This window comes from Winogradskyella wandonensis, from assembly GCF_004346845.1.
GTDB lineage: Bacteria > Bacteroidota > Bacteroidia > Flavobacteriales > Flavobacteriaceae > Winogradskyella > Winogradskyella wandonensis.
This window is the reverse complement of sequence record NZ_SMGI01000002.1, coordinates 664,062-683,370: the sequence shown is the minus strand read 5'-3', so window position 1 is coordinate 683,370 and position 19,309 is coordinate 664,062. Positions and strand designations below refer to the sequence as shown.

The following is a 19,309-nucleotide window of genomic DNA, read 5'->3' as shown; positions in this document are numbered from 1 at the left end:
TATTTTACGTTTAAGACTTAAATAAAAAGAAAATCAAACCTTTTGAAAAAGAGAAAAATTTTTCTATCGGCAACACATGTCAGCCCCTCTGTTAATAAATATGTCAGTAGAGCCTTGTCAAGCAATGAACTTTCATATTACGGAGAGAATATTGAAGACTTTGAAAGAGCATTGAAAAGTTATTTAGGCGGAAATAAAGAGGTCGTTTTGTTGAATTCGGGAACATCTGCTATACACTTAGCATTGATTCAATTAGGCGTTTCTCATGGAGACGAAGTTATTTGCCAAACTAACACATTTTGCGCTACAGCAAACCCAATAAAGTATGTAGGCGCCGAACCAATATTTGTTGATAGTGAACCGCAAACATGGAACATTTGCCCCAAGCATCTTGAAACTGCTATAAAAAATAGATTAGAAAAAGGCCGTAAGCCTAAAGCTATTATTATTGTTCATGCATATGGTATGCCTGCAATGATAGATGAACTTTTAATGATTTCTAATAAATATAATATTCCCATAATTGAAGATGCCGCAGAAGCACTTGGCTCCAGCCACAGAGGTCAAAAATGCGGTACTTTTGGAGACTATTCTATAATATCATTTAATGGAAACAAGGTTATAACTTCTTCTGGTGGAGGTGCTTTAATTTGTAATTCTACAGAGGAGAAAGAGAATATAATTTATTATGCAACCCAAGCTAGGGAGGCTAAAAAGTTTTATTACCATAATAATATTGGTTATAATTATAGAATGAGTAATCTTAATGCTGGTGTTGGTTTAGGTCAAATGGAGGTTCTTAATGATTATATAAAAAAGAGAAGAGAGATTAATCTTTTTTATAGAAGCGTTTTTAAAGATATAGAAGGCGTAAATGTTTTTACTGAAAATAGAGACTATGTTTTTTCAAACTTTTGGCTAAACTGTATTTTTTTTGATGAAAAGACAGCTCCTTTTACAAAAGAGGAATTGTTAAAAAAGTTTGAGGAAGAGAATATTGAAACAAAACTTCTATGGAAACCGATGCATAAACAACCTATTTATAAAGGCTCAATGTATTTTGGATACGGCGAAAGTGAAAAACTTTTTTCTTCTGGGCTTTGTTTGCCAAGTGGCTCAATACTAAGTGAAGAGGACTTGTTTAGAATCAAAAGAACAATAGAAACTATATGAAGATAAATAGACTAGCCAAAATATTATTTGTGGCAATTCTGGTTTTTTTGAGTTATGTAGTTTTCAATAATAATGGAATAAGATATAACCTAAGCTATTTATTTACTAGTTTTTTAATAATAGTTGTTTCTTTAGTTGGTATTTTTTCTTCTAAATCTCGTCCATTTTCATTAAATATAATGTTTCATTTATTCAATCTTTTTTTCATAGGAATAGCTCCTGCAATTCAATTTAAAGAGGACATTACTTTTATGGGAATTGAAAACAAATTATCTGACTCGGATTATTTAGCTGGTAATATTTTATTCTTAATTGCAATTTTGACTTATGTTTTAATTTATCACATTAAAGCTAAAAAATATTATACGCAAAACATTATAGTAAGCCAATTAAAACCAAATCCCCAAAAAGACTACGGAAAACTAGTTTTAATAGCATCAATCTTAATTCTTATAATTATTTATTGGAGCTTTAATTTCAACATTAAATTTTTTCTATCACGTGAAATGTTAATTAATGGGCAATCTAATTTTTCTTCTCATGTATTTATGATAATAAATCAGCTAAGAATTTTGCCACTAGTTTTTTTTCTGTTCTATAAGTTTTCGGGCAAAAAGATTTTTAAAATAGAAATCTCACTTTTAGTTATAATTTTATTACTAAACTTTCCCACGGCTATTCCTAGATATAGTCTTGGAGTAATATATTTACCAATACTACTTGTGTATTTTAGGATTTTTTATAGAAAATATATATTCTCTATAGTTTTTATTATTAGTTTCTTAACCGTTTTTCCTTATTTACACCATTTTAGATACAACACCAAATTATTACCTGAGAATGTTTTTCAATTAAATATGTTCAAAGAAGCTCACTTTGACTCTTACCAAAATTCAGTTCAGGCAATAACAAACTCTGTTAACACAGGAGGCGAACAATTATTTTGCACTATTTTCTTTTTTGTGCCAAGAAGTATTTGGGAAGATAAGTGCACAGGAAGTGGACACTTGTTAGCAAGCAAGTTAAATTATGATGGATTTTCTAATGTAGCAATTAGCTTTTTGGGAGAGGGATATATTAATTTTGGATATATTGGCATGGGAGTATTCCTTATTTTCCTTGCATTATCATTTTCATATTTAGACTCTCGTTTTTGGTACTTTAAGAACACTTCGCTATTTAAAATTATTTATTTAGTGAGCATTCCTTTTGTTTTTTATATTTTAAGGGGCGGTTTATTGTCTTCTTATGCCTATTATATTAGTTTTGTCTTCTTAATCTTTACGGTATCTTTGTTTTTAAAAATTTACTTTAATAAGCATCTAAAATAATGCCAAAACCCCAACTAAAGCAAGCAATAGAGCAAGTTTTAAAATCTAGTAAAAAAAGACTAGACTTTAAAAACATTGGGTACTTGCCTAGGTGGGCCATTTTAGGGTTTGACACTACTATAATAATTTTCTCATTACTAATAACTAAGATAATAGTAATCAAGATTAAAAGTCAACCATTTGATTTTACATTTTCGACAGCAGAAATTTTAATTATATCAGTTAATGTTGCCTTTTTTATCCTTTATAGAACATACGCAGGGTTAATAAGACATTCAACATTTTTAGACGCAATTAGATTCTTAGTTGCATCTGTATCCACTTTGATTATCATCTTAACGGCATATTATGTTTATTTTCTTTATAGTGAGCAAGAAATAATATTCGTACCGACACTCTTAATCTATTCACTTATATCTTTTTGTGGATTATTTTTGTTTAGGGTTTTAGTCAAACAAGTATTTGAGACCTATTTGAATTACTCAAATAAAGATAATGAATTAAAAGTGCTTGTTTTTGGAACAGATGAAAACGCAATTGCTATAGCTAGTGCATTAAAATCCGAAAAACCACACAGATATACAGTTATAGGATTTCTTGATAAGGGAGATAGAAACAAAAGTAAGCAAATACTTGGCCTTCCCATCATTAGTATTCAGAGAAATATTGCTGTTACATTAAGAGCTCACAAAGCACAAGCGCTTATTCTCGCAGATAGAGATATCAAAAATCAAGAGAAAGTTTCGTTAATAGATAAATGCTTGGATTATAATCTGAAAGTCTATCGCGCACCAATTTTGTCTGATATAGAAGAAAATAAAAATATCGCCAGTCAGATTGAAAAAATTCAGATTGAAGATATATTAGAAAGGCCCCCCATAAAACTTGATAATAAGTTAGTAGCCAAAGAGATATTTAATAAGTGTGTTTTAGTCACTGGTGGAGCAGGTTCTATAGGAAGCGAAATAGTAAGACAAGTAGCAGGTTACAAGCCTAGCAGGTTAATTATTTTAGACCAAGCAGAATCTCCATTATACAATATTCAACTTGAGATAAAGGATAATTTCCCCAAACTTACTTATGAAGCTGTGATATGCGATATTAGGAACATTGAAAAGACAAGAAAAGCTTTTAACAAGTATAAACCAGATGTAGTATATCATGCCGCTGCTTATAAGCACGTGCCGTTAATGGAGAATCATCCGTCCGAGGCTATATTTGCCAATGTTTTGGGTACTAAAAATGTAGCTGATTTGTCTCAAGAATTTGGTGCAGAAAAGTTTGTAATGGTATCTACAGATAAGGCCGTAAATCCCAGCAACGTTATGGGAGCTTCAAAGCGTATTGCTGAAATATATGTACAAGCCCTGCAAGAAGATAATAATACAAGTCTAAAGAAAAGAACAGGTTTTGTAACCACAAGATTTGGTAATGTTTTAGGCAGTAATGGTTCAGTTGTTCCATTATTCAAAAAGCAAATAGAAGAAGGAGGACCAGTAACTATTACTCATCCAGATATCATTAGATATTTTATGACTATTTCCGAAGCCTGTCAGTTGGTTTTAGAGGCTGGTGCAATGGGTAACGGAGGTGAGATTTTTATATTCGATATGGGTAAGGCTGTAAGAATAATTGACTTAGCAAAGAAAATAATCAGGCTAGCAGGTTACACTCCAAATAAGGATATACCAATTAAAATTATTGGCTTAAGACCTGGAGAAAAGCTATACGAAGAGTTATTGAACGATAAAACAACTACTTTACCAACATACAATGATAAAATAATGATTGCTAAAGTTAGTACGCTTGGGATTACTCAAGTAAAATCTGATATTGAAGAACTTTTAGAAATGGCTGAAAAAGGCGATAAGTCAGAGATTGTAAAAAAAATGAAAGAAATAGTGCCTGAATTTGTTAGTATGAATTCGGACTATGAAAAATTTGATAAACCAGAAGAAAAAGCAAGTTAGTTTATGAATATAACGGTTGTAGGCTCAGGATACGTGGGTTTAGTAACAGGAACGTGTTTGGCTGAGACAGGTAATAATGTTCTTTGTATAGATATTGATGAAAATAAAATCCATAAAATGAAAAACGGAGAGGTTCCAATATACGAACCTCATTTAGATATCCTTTTTCATAGAAACATAAAGGCAAATCGCCTCAATTTTTCAACAAGCCTTCAAGAAGGTTTAGACCACGGGGAAATTATATTTTTAGCTTTACCAACTCCTGAAGATGAAGACGGTTCTGCGGATTTAAAATATGTTTTAGGTGTAGCAGAAGACATCGGTAAAAAAATAACAGAATATAAAATAATAGTCGATAAAAGTACTGTACCAGTAGGAACTGCCGAAAAAGTTGAAGCTGTAATAGGCAAACATACTAATATAGAATTTGATGTGGTAAGCAATCCAGAATTCTTAAGAGAGGGTTTTGCTGTTGATGATTTTTTAAAGCCTGAACGTATTGTAATAGGTTCAAGTAGTGAGCGTGCTATTGAAAAAATGAAAAAACTTTACAAGCCCTATGTTAGATCTGGTAATCCAATAATTGTAATGGATGAAAAATCTGCTGAGCTTACAAAATATGCAGCAAACGCTTTCTTAGCTACAAAAATCACCTTTATGAATGAGATTGCTAATTATTGTGAGCGTGTTGGTGCTGATGTAGACAAGGTGCGTATTGGTATGGGGACTGATTCTAGGATAGGAAAACGTTTTCTTTTTCCGGGGATTGGTTATGGAGGTTCTTGTTTTCCTAAGGATGTTAAAGCTCTTCACAAATCCGGTAAGGATTCCAATTATGATTTCAAAATTCTCGATGCGGTAATCGATGTAAATCAAAAACAAAAACTAGCATTAATACCTAAAATCGAAAATTACTTTAACAACAGTTTAAGCGATAAAAAAATTGCTATTTGGGGCTTGGCATTTAAACCCGAAACAGATGATATAAGAGAAGCACCGTCATTAGAAATTATAAATGAGTTACTAGAAAATAATTGTAAAATTACAGCTTTTGATCCTGAAGCAATGCCAAACGTTGAGAAAAAAATAGGTAATAAGATTGCTTATGCAAATGACATGTATGATGCAGTTAAAGATGCGGACGCACTTATTATTTGTACCGAATGGAGTATTTTTAGAACACCTAATTTTGATAAACTTAAAGGATTAATGGCAAACCAAACAATTTTTGATGGACGAAATCTTTACGAAGTAAATGATGTTTTAGCAGAAAATTTTGAATATTTTTCAATAGGAAGATTGTAGTATGGAAGCTCAAAAGACAATATTGATAACTGGTGCTGCGGGTTTTTTAGGATCTCATTTATGTGATAGGTTTATCAAGGAGGGATATAAAGTTATCGGAATGGATAATTATATCACAGGAGATAGAAAAAACATCAATCATTTATTCAACCATACTAGCTTTAGTTTTATAGAGCATGATGTTACAGAGCACATAAAAATCAAAGATGAATTAGATTTTATTTTGCATTTCGCTTCTCCAGCAAGTCCAATAGATTATTTAAAAATACCAATACAAACCTTAAAGGTTGGATCATTAGGAACCCACAACTTATTAGGATTGGCTAAAGCCAAAAAAGCGAGAATTCTTATTGCTTCTACTTCAGAAATATATGGAGACCCATTAGTGCATCCTCAGCCAGAGTCATACTTTGGAAATGTGAGCACAATAGGTCCTAGAGGAGTTTACGATGAAGCCAAACGTTTTCAAGAATCTATAACTATGGCCTATCATAGATTTCATGGAGTTGAAGTTAGGATTGTTAGAATTTTTAATACTTATGGGCCTCGAATGCGATTAAATGATGGGCGAGTAATACCAGCTTTTATGGGACAAGTTTTACGAGGTGAGGATTTAACGGTTTTTGGAGATGGTTCACAAACACGTTCATTTTGCTATGTTGATGATCAAGTAGAGGGGATATTCAGATTACTATTGTCTGATTACTCTGAGCCTGTTAACATAGGAAATCCTCATGAGACAACCATATTAGATTTTGCTAAAGAAATAATTAAACTAGGTGAATCAGAGCAAAAGATAATTTATAAACCCCTTCCCCAAAATGATCCCCTTCAGAGGCAGCCTGATATTAGCTTAGCAAAACGATTACTGAATTGGGAACCAAAAGTACCTCGTGAAATAGGTATGAAAATTACATTTGATTATTTCAAGAGCTTAAGTCATGACGAATTGTATAAGAAAGAGCACAAAGACTTCTCGAAATATCATAAGCACTAAAAAATGGGTTACATAAGAGGCAGATATTCTTGGTTACTAAGACCTATTCTTATTCTCTTCGATATTATAGTTATTCTATTTCTTGCGTCTTATTATATAGACTTTAAGACGTTTGGATTGCCCTATTGGTCTGTTGGCTTTTTAAAGAGTGAGGCTACTGTTTTTGTTTTTTATGCTTCTATACTTTGGCTCATTTCAGCGTTTAGCATTAAGTTTTATAATGTTTACCGCTACACAACCTCCTTAAATATCTTTGGGCTTCTAATAAAGCAGTTCTTAATATTTTTTATAATAGTATTTGCATTTGTTGGCTTTTACAGAGGAATAGATATTAATAAAACAATCATCTTAAAGTACCTCTTATCCTCTTTTTTTATAATTGGTGCTGCAAAATTTTTAATGTTTTATGGACTTCGGAGTTACAGAAAACTCCTTAAAGGAAATCATAGGCAAATATTAATTATTGGCAATACAGAAAGTGCTAAAGAGCTAGAAACATTTTTTAAAGAAAATGAAAAGTATGGTTATAATGTTTTAGGCGTTTATAGCAATAAACAACCCTCATCAGTATCCGGAAACTTAGATGATGCCATTAAATTAATTTCTAAAAATCAAACCATTGACGAGATTTATTGTGCAATGGAAGAGTTAACAGAAAACGAGATTAATAGTTTTGTAAAATATGCCGAAATTAATCGATTCAACATCAAGTTTATTCCTAAAACAAGTGACTTTTTAAACAAACGACTAAAAACAGATTTTTACAATTATTTACCTGTATTATCCATACAAGAAGTGGCGCTAAACCAACCTTTTAATCGGGTATTAAAGCGCGCTTTCGATGTTTTGTTTTCTATTTTAATAATCGTGTTTGTATTGTCTTGGCTTAGTATAATTCTCTTTGTGCTTATTAAGTTAGAATCCAGAGGGCCATTATTTTACAAGCATAAAAGAAACGGTATCAACTACAAGGAGTTTAATTGCTACAAATACAGGTCATTAAAAACAAATGGCTCTGAAAAAGAAGATTATATAAAAAGGCAAGATAGTAGGGTAACCAAGATAGGCGCTTTTTTAAGACGAACCAGTTTAGACGAGCTGCCTCAATTTATTAATGTTTTAAAGGGAGAAATGTCCGTAGTCGGTCCAAGACCTCATATGTTGGCTTACACTGAGGCATACTCAAAAAAGATAGATACCTATAATTTTATTTTTAGACATAACGTAAAGCCAGGAATTACAGGTTTAGCTCAAGTTAAAGGCTTTAGAGGAGAAATTAAGTCTGATGAGGACATTATTAACCGAGTGAAATACGATATTTTTTATATCGAAAATTGGTCTATTTTACTCGATTTGGATATCATCGGAAAAACGATACTTTCTGTAATCAAAGGCGATGAAAAGGCTTATTAAATCAATTCTTTCAAGGCTTTTAATTGTACAGAGGCATTGAAATTATCTATTGCAGTTTTCTGAATCTCTCTTTTTGAATCGCTATTAAAATCCGATAGCTTTAATTTTGAAATAACAGCATTCAAAGCATTGTAATTTCCTGCTTCAGCAACCCATCCCAAACCATTTTGTTTAACGATGCGCTCACCTTCACCACCACCAAAATAGATAATTGGTAAGCCTAAACGTGAATATTCGAATATTTTTGAAGGGACAGCCCCATAAATTCTATTCTTTAGCGGAATTATAGTAGCGTCATACTTTAACAACTCATGATGCAAGACAGCTCTGGAAACACTACCATGAAATATAATTGGTAACTTTAAGTTGCTCTCAATGAAAGCTCTTAAAGATTCTTCTTCTGCGCCAGAACCATAAATATGAAATTCAATATTACTATAGTCTAAATTTTTCGCCAAGCTAACAATATCTTGTGCAACACCAAGCAGTCCGGCATATACAATTCTAATTTTACCTAAAGTTGAAGTGTTTTTTGTTTCAATTTTAGGGGGTTCAAAATCTGGATAATTTCTGAAGAGTATCGTTTCCTTTTCAGTGACAATAGTTTTTATATGCGACAATATTTCTTCGCTTTGACCTGAAATTAAATCGGCTTTTCTGTAATTGTAACGTTCAATTTTCAGTAATAAATTGTAACCAAAACCTTTTTTAACGGCATTGAGTTCAAGGGCAGATTTTGGCCATAAATCGCTCACGTTGAGTATTAATTGATGCTTTTTTCGACTTAAAAATAGTAGAGAAGCATAGGCAACAAAAAGTGGCGGCGAATTAACGATGACAGTTTTAGGAATGCGATGCCATAAAAAGTACCAAACAATACTTAAGCTAAAAGATAGTATCGAAAATAAGCGTACAAACTTGTTTTTAGATTTAGACGGATATAGCCACAAACGATTAACGGTTACATTATTAAGGGTTTCCTTTCGGTTGTAATTCTTAAACACTTTTCCTGTTGGGTAATTTGGTAAAGGGCAGATAACCGTGACGTTATAATCTTTAGAAAGTGATTTTGCCAACTGAGAGATTCTATTGGATGCAGCACCGATTTCTGGCGGAAAATAGTTCGATATAATAAGAATATCCTTCATTTATTGGTTGACATACGATGTAAATTGCTTTAGCTTTCCGCTATTAGAGCGATTTAATTTCTCAAATCTTTCGTAGATAATAGTAACGCCATCTTCTAAATACTTAATCATAGCCCTATTAATAGTTTCCTTTTGAGACTCTGATAACGCTTCAGAAGCAACATAATTTACTTGAAAAAGATGAGGTTTTAACTGCTCTATAGTAAACTCTTTTACGTTACCACCATCTTCTATAATGCTTTTTGTAATATAGTAAAACGTTAGTCCTGCTGCTTTTTTTCCGCTAGGCAAAACGGCAATATCATTTGTGCGTCCAATAAGTTTTTCTAAAATAGGCTTTTGTACTGAACTATTTTTTGAAAGCACACCCATGTCTCCAATATCGTATCTAATAAAAGGCGAGGCTTTGTTGTATAGCGACGTAATTACCAATCGGCCTTCTTCTCCATAAGGTAAAGGTTTGTTATTCTCATCTAAAACCTCAACAAATAGCGTTTCACTATTAACTTGCCATTCTCCTTGTAGATTTTCGAAAGCAATTAAATCTAATTCGGATGCGCCATACTCATTTACTATAGGCACACCAAATTGTTCTTGCATTAATATTTTATCGCTATCGAAAAGCATTTCAGACGTGACGACACAAACATTTAAAGACGGGCAAACGTCTTTTAAAACAATATTTTTTTGTTTTAAAAACTTAGCAAATTGTACTATGGGGCTTGTGTAGCCATTTATGTATTCAAAAGATGTTTTTTCAAATTTTTTAAGGCATTTTTCAAAAGCGTCATCACTTAAATCAAAAACAGAAAATCGAAATCGATTTGCTAAAAGGTCTTTTAAACGCTCTTTATAATATCCTTTTTTATCTAATGGAATTCCGTAAAATCGAGCTTGCTTAGAAGTGTTAAAATCTATATTGTACCAGGAGAAGCGGTCTATAATTTGCGCCCATGTGAGTGCATGACAAAATTTGTCTTTTGCGAAATAAAAGGGGTCGCCTGATGCACCAGAGGTTTTATCAATGTAGATATTTTTTTTATGAAATCCATCGGAGAGAACATTAGACAAAGGTTGTTGTAAATCCTTTTTAGTCATTATGGGTACCGAATACCAATCATCTAAATCAATATCCTTTCCTTTAGATTTATAGAATGAATTATGCGCTAAATGATATTCTAAAATAGATTGCCTTTGGTTTAAGACATAAGCTTCAAACTCAGCAATTTTTATATCCTGAATTTCAGACAATACGTGTTTTGCCTTGTCAATTGCAAAGCCTTTAAGTTGTAAAGTAAGGTCGAATAATCGCAAAAAATATGAAGCCAAAAGGTTTGTGTAAATTAATTGTTTTTTAAGCGTAAAAGCAATTATTTTTGTGCAAACAACACACAACTCATGAATATTTTAGTACTTGGTTCTGGCGGAAGAGAACACACATTTGCTTGGAAAATAGCACAAAGTCCACTTTGTAAATCGCTCTTTGTTGCGCCCGGAAATTCTGGAACTTCTAAAATAGCTGTAAATCTTCCAATAGCTGTAACAGATTTTCAAGCGATTAAAAACGCTGTTATAAAAAACAAAATAGACATGGTGGTTGTTGGGCCAGAAGACCCATTGGTTCAAGGAATTCATGATTTTTTCTTAAATGACGATACCCTAAAACACGTTACAGTGATTGGTCCGCAGAAAGCTGCAGCAGAACTCGAAGGTAGTAAGGAGTTTGCCAAGAAGTTTATGATGCGTCACAATATTCCAACCGCTGCTTACGAGAGTTTTACAGCAGCTAATTTGGAAGAAGGCTATGCTTTTCTAGAAAAGTTACAAGCACCATATGTATTAAAAGCTGATGGTCTAGCAGCAGGAAAAGGGGTTTTAATTCTTAATGATTTAGAAGAAGCTAAAACGGAGCTTAAACACATGCTTGTAGATTCTAAATTCGGAAATGCTAGTACTAAAGTCGTCATTGAAGAGTTTTTAGATGGGATTGAGTTGAGTTGTTTTGTATTAACCGATGGGAAAGATTACAAAATTCTACCAACAGCAAAAGATTATAAACGTATTGGCGAAGGTGATACAGGCTTAAATACTGGAGGAATGGGAGCGATTTCTCCCGTACCGTTTGCTACTGACGATTTTTTACAGAAGATTGAAACGAGAATTGTTAGACCAACTATTGAAGGTCTAAAAAAAGATAATCTGCCTTATGTAGGCTTTGTTTTTATAGGCCTTATAAAAGTAGGTGATGACCCAAAAGTTATCGAATACAACGTACGTATGGGCGACCCAGAAACTGAAGTTGTACTACCGAGATTAAAAACAGATATCGTTGAGATTTTTAAAGCTATGGGAAATGAAACACTCTCGGAAATTAACTTAGACATCGATTCACGAGCTGCAACCACAATAATGCTAGTCTCTGGCGGCTACCCTGAGGCTTATGAGAAAGGTAAAGAAATTATTGGACTAGAAACTATCACAGATTCGATACCGTTTCATGCTGGAGCGCAGTTAAAGGACGGAAAAATAGTAACTTCTGGAGGAAGAGTAATGGCAATAACATCTTTTGGCGACACTTACCAACAGGCCATAAAAAAATCTTACCATAGCATAGATAAACTATGTTTTGATAAGATGTATTTTAGAAAAGATATTGGTTTTGACTTATAAATAAGAGTGAGCCGAAACGCTTTTATCTTCTTCGTTGTTATCGTTATATTTTTTAAGCTCTAGCATCCAATATACAAAGGCTACAAAGCCAATAAGCATAAAAAACCATGACATAGCATTGGCTGCCCACCAGTTAGTTAACTCTAATTCTCTAAGAAAGTCTAGTGGCGCAAAAAGCACGTCAACAAATAAATCTTGTATACCGTAAAAGAAATCCTTCATAACTTTAATAAATTTACAGAGCAAAAATACAAAAACTGCAAATGATTACAAGCATTTTTAGTAAATCTAAACCTGTCAACCTAATAATTGGTTGCGCGTTGATTATAATTGCATTTGTATATCATATTTTTTTTCAGAAAGATTTAGAAAATTTATCAATGGCTGTTCATGGGCTAATCTTATTTATTGGCCTTTTTTATATGTTTATAACCGACTTCATTGTTTCTAAAAATAACCTTACCAAGCGTCATAGTTTCGCTATAATGATGCTAGGCTTGTTGTTTCTGGCAATTCCAGAAGCGTTTTCAGACGTTAATTTGTTGGTAGCAAATCTCCTTGTGTTATTTGCTATGCGAAGATTACTTAGTCTTCATTCTAAAAAAGGATTAATTAAAAAGTTTTTTGATGCTGCACTATGGATTGGTCTCGCAACCTTATTCTATTCTTGGGCAATTCTTTATGTGGTTGTTCTCATTGTTGCCTTAGCCTATTATTGGCAAAGTGAAGTAAAATATATCATGGTTTCCGTATTTGGAATACTTACCGTAGCCATACTTCTAATACTTTACAATGTTTTATGTAAAGACCAATTCTTGCTACTTAGTAATTTTAGTATGGCAATTAGCTTTGACTTTTCTGTGTATAATTCGCTGTCCAATATTTTAAAATTAACCATTGTCGCATCTGTCTATTTTTGGAGTTTGGTGTATTATTTAAAGGGAATTTCAGAAAAGAATAAAAAAATGAAGCCATCGCACGTGCTAATTGTAATAGCATCGATTGTCGCAGTAATCATTGCAGTGATTGCACCTTTAAAAAATGGAAACGAATTCGTTTTTATTCTCGTTCCATTTGCTATTATAGTTGCCAATTACTTAGAAACTATAGAAGAGAAATGGTTTAAAGAGGTTTTTGTGGCGCTTTTACTTCTGGTGCCTATCCTTAATTTAATTCTGTAATTTGGTGCCAAATGCCAAATCGCCAGCATCGCCAAGCCCAGGAACGATGTATCCTTTTTCGTTTAGTTTTTGATCAATAGCAGCAATCCATAAATGGGAGTCAGTGTCAAAATTTTCTGAAACAAAATCCACACCTTTTTGTGCCCCAATAACACTTACCAAATGAATTTCTTTTGGCGTACCAAAAGGTTTTAAAGCTTCAAAAGTAGCGACCATAGATTGTCCTGTAGCCAGCATTGGGTCTGCTAATATAAGCGTCTTGTTTTCTAAACTAGGACAAGCCAAGTACTCCACAACGATATCAAAACTTTCTGGGTTTTCTTTGTGTTGTCTGTAAGCTGAAATAAATGCATTTTCCGCTGTGTCAAAGTAGTTAAGTAAGCCGTTATGCAGCGGAACTCCTGCTCTTAAGATAGAGCAGAGAACAATATCTTTTTGATGAAGTTGCGCCTGTAAATTATCAAGCGGAGTTGTAATTTTTTTAGAATTATATTGAAGGGATTTACTCAATTCATAACCTAAGATTTCACCGATACGCTCAATATTTCTTCTAAAACGCATAGAATCTTTTTGAATCACCTCATCTCTAATTTCAGCAAGAAATGTGTTTAAGATTGATGGTGTTTCAGAAAGATGATGAATGTGCATAAGGCTAGATAAGTATTGAGTATTCAAAGTTAATAATTCAAACTATATTTGCAGAACTAAATCTTTTACAATGTTTTCAGAAAAAGCAAACTCCATATTTCAAGACGTCATTAAAACGTATAAAGTATTAAACACCGTTGATCAACCGTTTACAAATAAGTATGATAAGAATGACGATTTAATCGCTCATTTATTATACAGAAAATGTTGGATAGACACTGTACAATGGGCATACGAAGATATTATTAGAGACCCAAATATAGACCCAGTTGCCGCTTTAAAATTAAAGCGAATGATTGATGCGTCTAACCAAGACCGAACAGACACGGTAGAATATATAGACAGCTACTTTCTTGACAAATACAAAGATGTAGAGGTAAAGCCAAATGCTAAAATAAATTCCGAAAGTCCTGCGTGGGCAATCGACCGCTTGTCTATTTTGGCACTTAAAATTTACCATATGCATTTAGAGACTGTTCGCGAAGATGCAAGTGACAGCCATAAAGCAGCTTGCCAGAAAAAACTAGATGTTTTATTGGAGCAACGTGTGGACCTAAGCACAGCCATTGACGATTTATTGACAGATATTGCTAATGGCGATAAGTATATGAAAGTGTACAAGCAAATGAAAATGTACAACGATGATGAGCTTAACCCAGTGTTGCGCGGACAAAAATAATTAGCAACGTACATAAACTACTGTCATTTCGAGCGTAGTCGAGAAATCTTTAAAATTGATATTTGACACACTTACAACTTACTGCGTAAGGTGCTTTCTTCGAAATATGTTTCTCATCAAGCAATGCTCAGTGTGCCATTTAACAAAATGTCCAAACCTAAACACATACTCGTTTTACGTTTCTCAGCCATGGGAGACGTAGCCATGTCTGTACCTGTTATTACTGCGTTAACCCAAAAATATCCCGACCTAAAAATTACTGTAGTTACTCGGGCATTTTTTGCCCCATTCTTTAGAGATTTAAAAAATGTATCAGTTTTTGAAGCCGATTTAAAGGGAAAACACAAAGGTATTTTAGGACTTTATAAACTTTCAAGAGAACTAAAGAAACTAAGGATTGATGGCGTAGCCGACATCCATAATGTACTTCGGACAAAGATTTTAAAGTTTTTTTTAGGTGGAAATTTTAAACAAATACACAAAGGCCGAAACGAAAAGAAGGCTTTAGTTTCAGGCGAAATATTTCAGCAATTAAAAACCACGCACCAACGTTATGCCGATGTGTTTGAAGCGTTAGGTTTCCTAGTAGACTTATCAAATCCTAATTTCCCTAAAAAAGCGAGTTTAAATGAAAAGTTGAGACACTTCATTTCTAATAAGAATTTACCAATTATTGGCATTGCACCGTTTGCGGCATTTGAAGGTAAAATGTATCCGTTAGAGCAGATGAAATTGGTGATTAATCAGCTTTCCAGAGCAAATAATATCATTCTTTTTGGAGGTGGTAATACTGAAGTTCTTCAGCTAAATCAGATTGAAGCCCAAACACCAAACACCAAATCCATAGCAGGAAAATTAAGTTTAAGCGAAGAGTTAGATGTCATTTCTAACCTAGATGTAATGTTAGCCATGGATTCTGGAAATGCGCATATGGCTGCCATGCTTGGTGTAAAAGTGGTTACCATTTGGGGTGTAACACATCCGTTTGCGGGATTTTCACCGTTTAACCAACCAAAAGATTATTGCCTAGTGGCAGACAGAGAAAAGTATCCTAAAATCCCAACATCTATCTACGGCAACAAACAACCCGAAGGCTATGAAAATGCTGCTGGTAGCGTTTCGGTAGATGCTGTAGTTAAGAAGATTGGAGATGTTTTAGATGCGTAATTACAAATTATTAGAAAGCTATTAATTCTTCTTCTGGTATAGTTCAATAGCTTTAACGTAGTTTATGGCACCCATCATGCTCATATCATTTACAAAACCATCAAGTTTTGGATGATTTTTGGCAACCCAATTTACTAGACTATCTTTTTTTGATGTCCAGATATTCCAATTAACATCAATATAATCTAAGTCTTTAATTTTTTCAATCTTACCATTTTTGAATGAAATTTCAAGCTGGTATACCAAAGGATTATTTTCTAAAAATGCATTCCGAATACAATTTTGTGATACAGTGGCTATAACTTTTTCATTTGTTTCGACTGCTTTTAAAATATTGTATTTTGATTGAAAAACAGAATCCCATTTATATTGCTGGTAAAGACTTTCTCGGCTATATGGCATTATAAAATCACCGGAAATTAAAGTAATACTGTCGCTTACTTGTTTTTTAAGCGCATTAAAATTTCCTTGAGTTCGAGCTTCAAAATAGTTGTTAACTGTCGCAATAGGATTTGCCTTTTGCTTGTTACAGCTTGTAAGTAGCGCAGCTATTATTAGATAAACAAAACAATACAGAATCTTAACTTTCATTCAATGATTTTTGTTCAATTTAAGAAAAGAAATAAACTTATTGATTGCCACTTTGACTTAGCTCAGTAACCAATACGTTTAAATAAATCTCCAATCGAAAAATTTTTCTCTTCCCTTTGGGAAGAGATTAAGAGATGGGCTCTTTTTTACACATCGTCATAATCCACAACTACCTTCGGTGTTGTAGGATGCGCCTGGCAAGTGAGAATTAAACCTTCAGCAACTTCGTTATCCGTTAAGATATTGTTTTGTCGCATAGTAGCTTCACCTTCAGTAATTCTTGCAATACAGCTACTGCAGATGCCACCTTGGCAAGAGTATGGTGCATCTACATCTTGTTTTAGAGCTGCATCAAGAATTGTGGTGTCTTGGTTCATTTCAAACTCAAACTCTTCATCATCAACAATAACTTTAAGTTGTGTTTTTCCATTTCCAATTTCAGTAGAAGTATCGGCTTCAGTTTCTGTTGGCGCCGTAAATAATTCAAAGAAAATCTGCTTTTCTTTAATATTGTTTTCTAGAAGCACATCTTTTACAACATGAATCATGGCTTCTGGCCCACATAAATAGAAGCTGTCTATGGTAACACCTTTGTACTTGTTTTTTACAATGAGATTTACAGTACTTTTTTCGATACGTCCAAAAAGTGCATCCTCTTCTTGAGCTTGACTGTAAATAAAGTGCACATGAAAACGATTGCCAAAGGTTTGCTTTAATTCTAACAAGTCCTTCGCAAACATAGCATCCTTGAGACGTTTGTTTCCGTAAACTAAAATAAAATTACTAAAAGGTTCGTCTTCTAGTAAGGTTTTGGCTATGCTTAAAATTGGTGTTATTCCACTTCCTGCGGCAAACGCAGCAACAGTTCTTGTTTTGGCATCGTTAGCTTCAAAAACAAAGCGACCATTGGGTTCGGCAACTTCTAAAACATCTCCTGCATTTAGTTTTTCATTAGCATAAACCGAGAACGTTCCGTTTTCAACAGCTTTTACTGCTACCGTTAAATTACCACTACTTACCGAAGAGCAAATAGAGTAATCGCGACGAATATCTTCGCCATTGATTTCGGTTTTTAGCGTAATGTACTGCCCAGCTTTGAACTTAAAATTTTCTTCTAAGCTTGCAGGAATATCAAAAGTAATGGCTACTGATTTTTCAGTAACACGGTCAATAGATTTTATAGAAAGGGTATGAAATTGTGCCATAGCAAAAGTTTTTGGCGAAGATACATAATACATCACTTAAACTAAGGTCATTCAAAGGATGTAGATTTTAAAATTTTCTTAAAAAATGAATACCTAAGAAACTTATACATAAGAAAATTATGTATATTTGTTTTATGAGTAATTCAAAATTATACAAGGGAAGTTTAACCACTATTATCTTAAAGTTATTAAACGAAAACGATAAAATGTACGGTTACGAAATTACCCAAAAGGTAAAGGTATTGACTAAAGGCGAACTTAATATTACTGAAGGCGCATTGTATCCAGCATTGCACAAACTTGAGGCCGAAGGCTTACTAGATGTAGAGGTTGCTAAAGTCGATAACCGCTTGCGCAAGTATTACAAACTTACAGAAAACGGCACCAAAGAAACGGTAAACAAGCTGGAAGAACTAGCCGAGTATATTAAAACGATGCAAGCTTTGGTTAATCCTAAATTGGCATAAAATGAAAGTAAATAAGGAAGAAATACAGCGTATTGATGATTATTTGAAAAAAGGTGGTATAAAATATTGGGATGTACGTCTCGAGATGGTAGATCATTTAGTATCGGATATCGAGTCATATGAAGGTTCAGCAGATTTTGAGACACTTTTTAAGCAAAGTCTTATCAACGCAAATTGGCACAATAATCTTAAAGCTGTTAACACTCAAAGTTGGAAAACCACAAATAAGATTTACAGAAAAAAACATTCAAAAGAAATAATATCAGTAATAAAGGATCCTGTGAATTTACTTTTTTTTATTCTTTTTTATTTAGGGATTAATTGGATTGCACAGTCATTTCCTAAAATGTTAAAACCATTGTTTTTTGTAGTGTTGTTTTTACCATTTGTAATAATGACTTATGAATTTATAAAATCATGGTTAAAAAAACTAGGTAGGTCTGTAAATATGGACTATGGATTTTTTTATTTTTCTTTTGGAATATTCATAACCAATTTACCAATACAACTCATTCCAAAAGCGCAGCAGTCTATATGGCTACCTATAATTTTAACTTTATACCTAATAGTTATGTTTGCTGGATATAGAGTTTATAAATACGCTCTTAAAAAAGTACTTATAATGAAAAGTGTAACTTAATGAAACTTAACAAATCCCAAATACAAGACCTTTACGCATTTACCAGAAAGCATTTTGTTGAGTATTACGATTTGCAAACCGAGCTCGTAGACCATTTGGCAAACGATATCGAAAATATGTGGACGGAAAATCCAAAACTCTGTTTTGAAGACGCTAGAGATAAGGCGTTTAAAAAGTTTGGTATTTTTGGTTTTATGGAGCCTATAGAACAGAAGCAAAAGGCTATGGGTAAACGTTATAGAAAATACCTCTGGCAAGAGCTAAAACAATGGTTTCGAATACCGCAAATAGTAATTACTATAAGCATCTTTTTTATTTTATACATCTCCTTTTCCTCGGAATATGCAGAGTCATTTTCTGTAATACTATATGTCTTAGCTGCAACTTACAGTGGTTATAAGGCATTTAAACTCAACCGTTATTACAAAAAGAGACAAGACGTTTCGGGTAAAAAATGGCTACTAGAAGAAATTATATTTAGGCAAGCCAGTGCAACAGGACTTGTTTTATTGTCTCAAATGTACTCTACAGTTCACCTTTCTAATGGCGCATTAACCAATCCATACTTACTGCTAGTAGCTTGTACTTTATTTACGGTCTTAATTTTAGTGAGTTACATAAGTTTTGAACTTATACCCAATAAAGCAGAAGATTTGTTAAAAGAAACCTATCCAGAATTTATTGTGTAACAAAAGTTAGTATCTTGCTACTAACACCAACAGAC

Annotated in this window: 19 protein-coding genes; 13 read left to right on the top strand and 6 right to left on the bottom strand. The window is 33.2% G+C overall.

What is annotated here, in order from left to right; translation table 11 throughout:
- Window positions 1-42: 42 nt before the first annotated feature.
- From DFQ05_RS07800 to DFQ05_RS07775, 6 genes are read left to right on the top strand one after another with little or no spacing between them, the layout of a single operon-like run.
- Complete coding sequence (locus tag DFQ05_RS07800) at window positions 43-1,173, top strand: aminotransferase class I/II-fold pyridoxal phosphate-dependent enzyme (RefSeq protein WP_132704829.1); 1,131 nt, start codon at window positions 43-45, stop codon at window positions 1,171-1,173.
- The gene (locus DFQ05_RS07795) at window positions 1,170-2,504 is read left to right on the top strand and encodes an O-antigen polymerase (RefSeq protein WP_132704828.1); all 1,335 of its coding nucleotides are present in this window, start codon (window positions 1,170-1,172) and stop codon (window positions 2,502-2,504) included. The genes DFQ05_RS07800 and DFQ05_RS07795 overlap by 4 nt, the downstream gene beginning before the upstream one ends.
- Window positions 2,504-4,474 (top strand): polysaccharide biosynthesis protein, encoded by a 1,971-nt coding sequence (locus tag DFQ05_RS07790; protein WP_132704827.1) that lies wholly within the window; start codon window positions 2,504-2,506, stop codon window positions 4,472-4,474. Before DFQ05_RS07795 ends, DFQ05_RS07790 begins: the two co-directional genes overlap by 1 nt.
- Window positions 4,475-4,477: 3 nt before the next feature.
- On the top strand, window positions 4,478-5,779 hold the full coding sequence (locus DFQ05_RS07785; protein WP_132704826.1) for a UDP-glucose dehydrogenase family protein: 1,302 nt from the start codon (window positions 4,478-4,480) through the stop codon (window positions 5,777-5,779).
- A gap of 1 nt (window position 5,780) precedes the next feature.
- Entirely contained in the window at window positions 5,781-6,776 is a 996-nt protein-coding gene (locus DFQ05_RS07780) for a UDP-glucuronic acid decarboxylase family protein (protein ID WP_132704825.1), read from the top strand.
- A 3-nt stretch (window positions 6,777-6,779) separates the two neighbouring features.
- The gene (locus DFQ05_RS07775; RefSeq protein WP_132704824.1) at window positions 6,780-8,189 is read left to right on the top strand and encodes an exopolysaccharide biosynthesis polyprenyl glycosylphosphotransferase; all 1,410 of its coding nucleotides are present in this window, start codon (window positions 6,780-6,782) and stop codon (window positions 8,187-8,189) included.
- Here DFQ05_RS07775 and DFQ05_RS07770 read toward each other — a convergent pair.
- Together DFQ05_RS07770 and DFQ05_RS07765 are read right to left on the bottom strand one after the other, a co-directional pair.
- Window positions 8,186-9,337: a glycosyltransferase family 4 protein gene (locus DFQ05_RS07770; protein WP_132704823.1), complete on the bottom strand. Its 1,152-nt coding sequence runs from the start codon at window positions 9,335-9,337 to the stop codon at window positions 8,186-8,188. The two genes, DFQ05_RS07775 and DFQ05_RS07770, sit on opposite strands and share 4 nt — an antisense overlap.
- Window positions 9,338-10,651, bottom strand: a complete 1,314-nt coding sequence (locus DFQ05_RS07765) for a phenylacetate--CoA ligase family protein (protein WP_132705112.1) — start codon at window positions 10,649-10,651, stop codon at window positions 9,338-9,340.
- Window positions 10,652-10,735: 84 nt separating this feature from the next.
- Here DFQ05_RS07765 and purD point away from each other — a divergent pair, with 84 nt between their 5' ends.
- Window positions 10,736-12,007: a phosphoribosylamine--glycine ligase gene (gene purD / locus DFQ05_RS07760; RefSeq protein ID WP_132704822.1), complete on the top strand. Its 1,272-nt coding sequence runs from the start codon at window positions 10,736-10,738 to the stop codon at window positions 12,005-12,007.
- On the opposite strand, the gene DFQ05_RS07755 is transcribed toward purD, so the two are convergent.
- Window positions 12,002-12,229, bottom strand: a complete 228-nt coding sequence (locus tag DFQ05_RS07755; RefSeq protein WP_132704821.1) for a DUF6341 family protein — start codon at window positions 12,227-12,229, stop codon at window positions 12,002-12,004. The genes purD and DFQ05_RS07755 overlap by 6 nt on opposite strands.
- Before the next feature lie 41 nt (window positions 12,230-12,270).
- Here DFQ05_RS07755 and DFQ05_RS07750 point away from each other — a divergent pair, with 41 nt between their 5' ends.
- Window positions 12,271-13,188: a DUF6427 family protein gene (locus tag DFQ05_RS07750; protein WP_132704820.1), complete on the top strand. Its 918-nt coding sequence runs from the start codon at window positions 12,271-12,273 to the stop codon at window positions 13,186-13,188.
- On the opposite strand, the gene upp is transcribed toward DFQ05_RS07750, so the two are convergent.
- Window positions 13,177-13,836: a uracil phosphoribosyltransferase gene (upp, locus tag DFQ05_RS07745; RefSeq protein ID WP_132705111.1), complete on the bottom strand. Its 660-nt coding sequence runs from the start codon at window positions 13,834-13,836 to the stop codon at window positions 13,177-13,179. The two genes, DFQ05_RS07750 and upp, sit on opposite strands and share 12 nt — an antisense overlap.
- 70 nt (window positions 13,837-13,906) lie before the next feature.
- On the opposite strand from upp, the gene DFQ05_RS07740 reads away from it, so the two are divergent.
- Together DFQ05_RS07740 and DFQ05_RS07735 are read left to right on the top strand one after the other, a co-directional pair.
- The gene (locus tag DFQ05_RS07740; RefSeq protein WP_132704819.1) at window positions 13,907-14,515 is read left to right on the top strand and encodes a DUF4254 domain-containing protein; all 609 of its coding nucleotides are present in this window, start codon (window positions 13,907-13,909) and stop codon (window positions 14,513-14,515) included.
- A gap of 147 nt (window positions 14,516-14,662) precedes the next feature.
- Window positions 14,663-15,682, top strand: coding sequence for a glycosyltransferase family 9 protein (locus DFQ05_RS07735; RefSeq protein ID WP_241974231.1), 1,020 nt, complete (start codon window positions 14,663-14,665; stop codon window positions 15,680-15,682).
- A gap of 21 nt (window positions 15,683-15,703) precedes the next feature.
- Here DFQ05_RS07735 and DFQ05_RS07730 read toward each other — a convergent pair whose 3' ends face one another.
- Together DFQ05_RS07730 and DFQ05_RS07725 are read right to left on the bottom strand one after the other, a co-directional pair.
- Window positions 15,704-16,273, bottom strand: a complete 570-nt coding sequence (locus DFQ05_RS07730; protein WP_132704818.1) for a hypothetical protein — start codon at window positions 16,271-16,273, stop codon at window positions 15,704-15,706.
- Window positions 16,274-16,419: 146 nt separating this feature from the next.
- Window positions 16,420-17,478 (bottom strand): ferredoxin--NADP reductase, encoded by a 1,059-nt coding sequence (locus DFQ05_RS07725; RefSeq protein WP_132704817.1) that lies wholly within the window; start codon window positions 17,476-17,478, stop codon window positions 16,420-16,422.
- Window positions 17,479-17,612: 134 nt separating this feature from the next.
- On the opposite strand from DFQ05_RS07725, the gene DFQ05_RS07720 reads away from it, so the two are divergent.
- Genes DFQ05_RS07720 through DFQ05_RS07710 form a run of 3 tightly spaced genes read left to right on the top strand, consistent with a single transcriptional unit; the run spans window position 17,613 to window position 19,274 of the window.
- Window positions 17,613-17,945 carry a PadR family transcriptional regulator gene (locus DFQ05_RS07720; RefSeq protein ID WP_132704816.1) on the top strand — a complete coding sequence of 111 codons (333 nt, stop codon included), beginning with the start codon at window positions 17,613-17,615 and terminating at the stop codon, window positions 17,943-17,945.
- 1 nt (window position 17,946) lies between these two features.
- Entirely contained in the window at window positions 17,947-18,585 is a 639-nt protein-coding gene (locus DFQ05_RS07715) for a hypothetical protein (RefSeq protein WP_132704815.1), read from the top strand.
- Window positions 18,585-19,274, top strand: a complete 690-nt coding sequence (locus DFQ05_RS07710; RefSeq protein WP_132704814.1) for a hypothetical protein — start codon at window positions 18,585-18,587, stop codon at window positions 19,272-19,274. The genes DFQ05_RS07715 and DFQ05_RS07710 overlap by 1 nt, the downstream gene beginning before the upstream one ends.
- Window positions 19,275-19,309 lie beyond the last annotated feature (35 nt).

Bases quoted from the DNA above. Each gene is read 5' to 3' on its own strand.
- DFQ05_RS07795 (WP_132704828.1), top strand. From the start codon at position 1,170: ATGAAGATAAATAGACTAGCCAAAATATTATTTGTGGCAATTCTGGTT.
- DFQ05_RS07790 (WP_132704827.1), top strand. From the start codon at position 2,504: ATGCCAAAACCCCAACTAAAGCAAGCAATAGAGCAAGTTTTAAAATCT.
- DFQ05_RS07785 (WP_132704826.1), top strand. From the start codon at position 4,478: ATGAATATAACGGTTGTAGGCTCAGGATACGTGGGTTTAGTAACAGGA.
- DFQ05_RS07780 (WP_132704825.1), top strand. From the start codon at position 5,781: ATGGAAGCTCAAAAGACAATATTGATAACTGGTGCTGCGGGTTTTTTA.
- DFQ05_RS07775 (WP_132704824.1), top strand. From the start codon at position 6,780: ATGGGTTACATAAGAGGCAGATATTCTTGGTTACTAAGACCTATTCTT.
- DFQ05_RS07770 (WP_132704823.1), bottom strand. From the start codon at position 9,337: ATGAAGGATATTCTTATTATATCGAACTATTTTCCGCCAGAAATCGGT.
- purD (WP_132704822.1), top strand. From the start codon at position 10,736: ATGAATATTTTAGTACTTGGTTCTGGCGGAAGAGAACACACATTTGCT.
- DFQ05_RS07755 (WP_132704821.1), bottom strand. From the start codon at position 12,229: ATGAAGGATTTCTTTTACGGTATACAAGATTTATTTGTTGACGTGCTT.
- DFQ05_RS07750 (WP_132704820.1), top strand. From the start codon at position 12,271: ATGATTACAAGCATTTTTAGTAAATCTAAACCTGTCAACCTAATAATT.
- upp (WP_132705111.1), bottom strand. From the start codon at position 13,836: ATGCACATTCATCATCTTTCTGAAACACCATCAATCTTAAACACATTT.
- DFQ05_RS07740 (WP_132704819.1), top strand. From the start codon at position 13,907: ATGTTTTCAGAAAAAGCAAACTCCATATTTCAAGACGTCATTAAAACG.
- DFQ05_RS07735 (WP_241974231.1), top strand. From the start codon at position 14,663: ATGTCCAAACCTAAACACATACTCGTTTTACGTTTCTCAGCCATGGGA.
- DFQ05_RS07730 (WP_132704818.1), bottom strand. From the start codon at position 16,273: ATGAAAGTTAAGATTCTGTATTGTTTTGTTTATCTAATAATAGCTGCG.
- DFQ05_RS07725 (WP_132704817.1), bottom strand. From the start codon at position 17,478: ATGGCACAATTTCATACCCTTTCTATAAAATCTATTGACCGTGTTACT.
- DFQ05_RS07720 (WP_132704816.1), top strand. From the start codon at position 17,613: ATGAGTAATTCAAAATTATACAAGGGAAGTTTAACCACTATTATCTTA.
- DFQ05_RS07715 (WP_132704815.1), top strand. From the start codon at position 17,947: ATGAAAGTAAATAAGGAAGAAATACAGCGTATTGATGATTATTTGAAA.
- DFQ05_RS07710 (WP_132704814.1), top strand. From the start codon at position 18,585: ATGAAACTTAACAAATCCCAAATACAAGACCTTTACGCATTTACCAGA.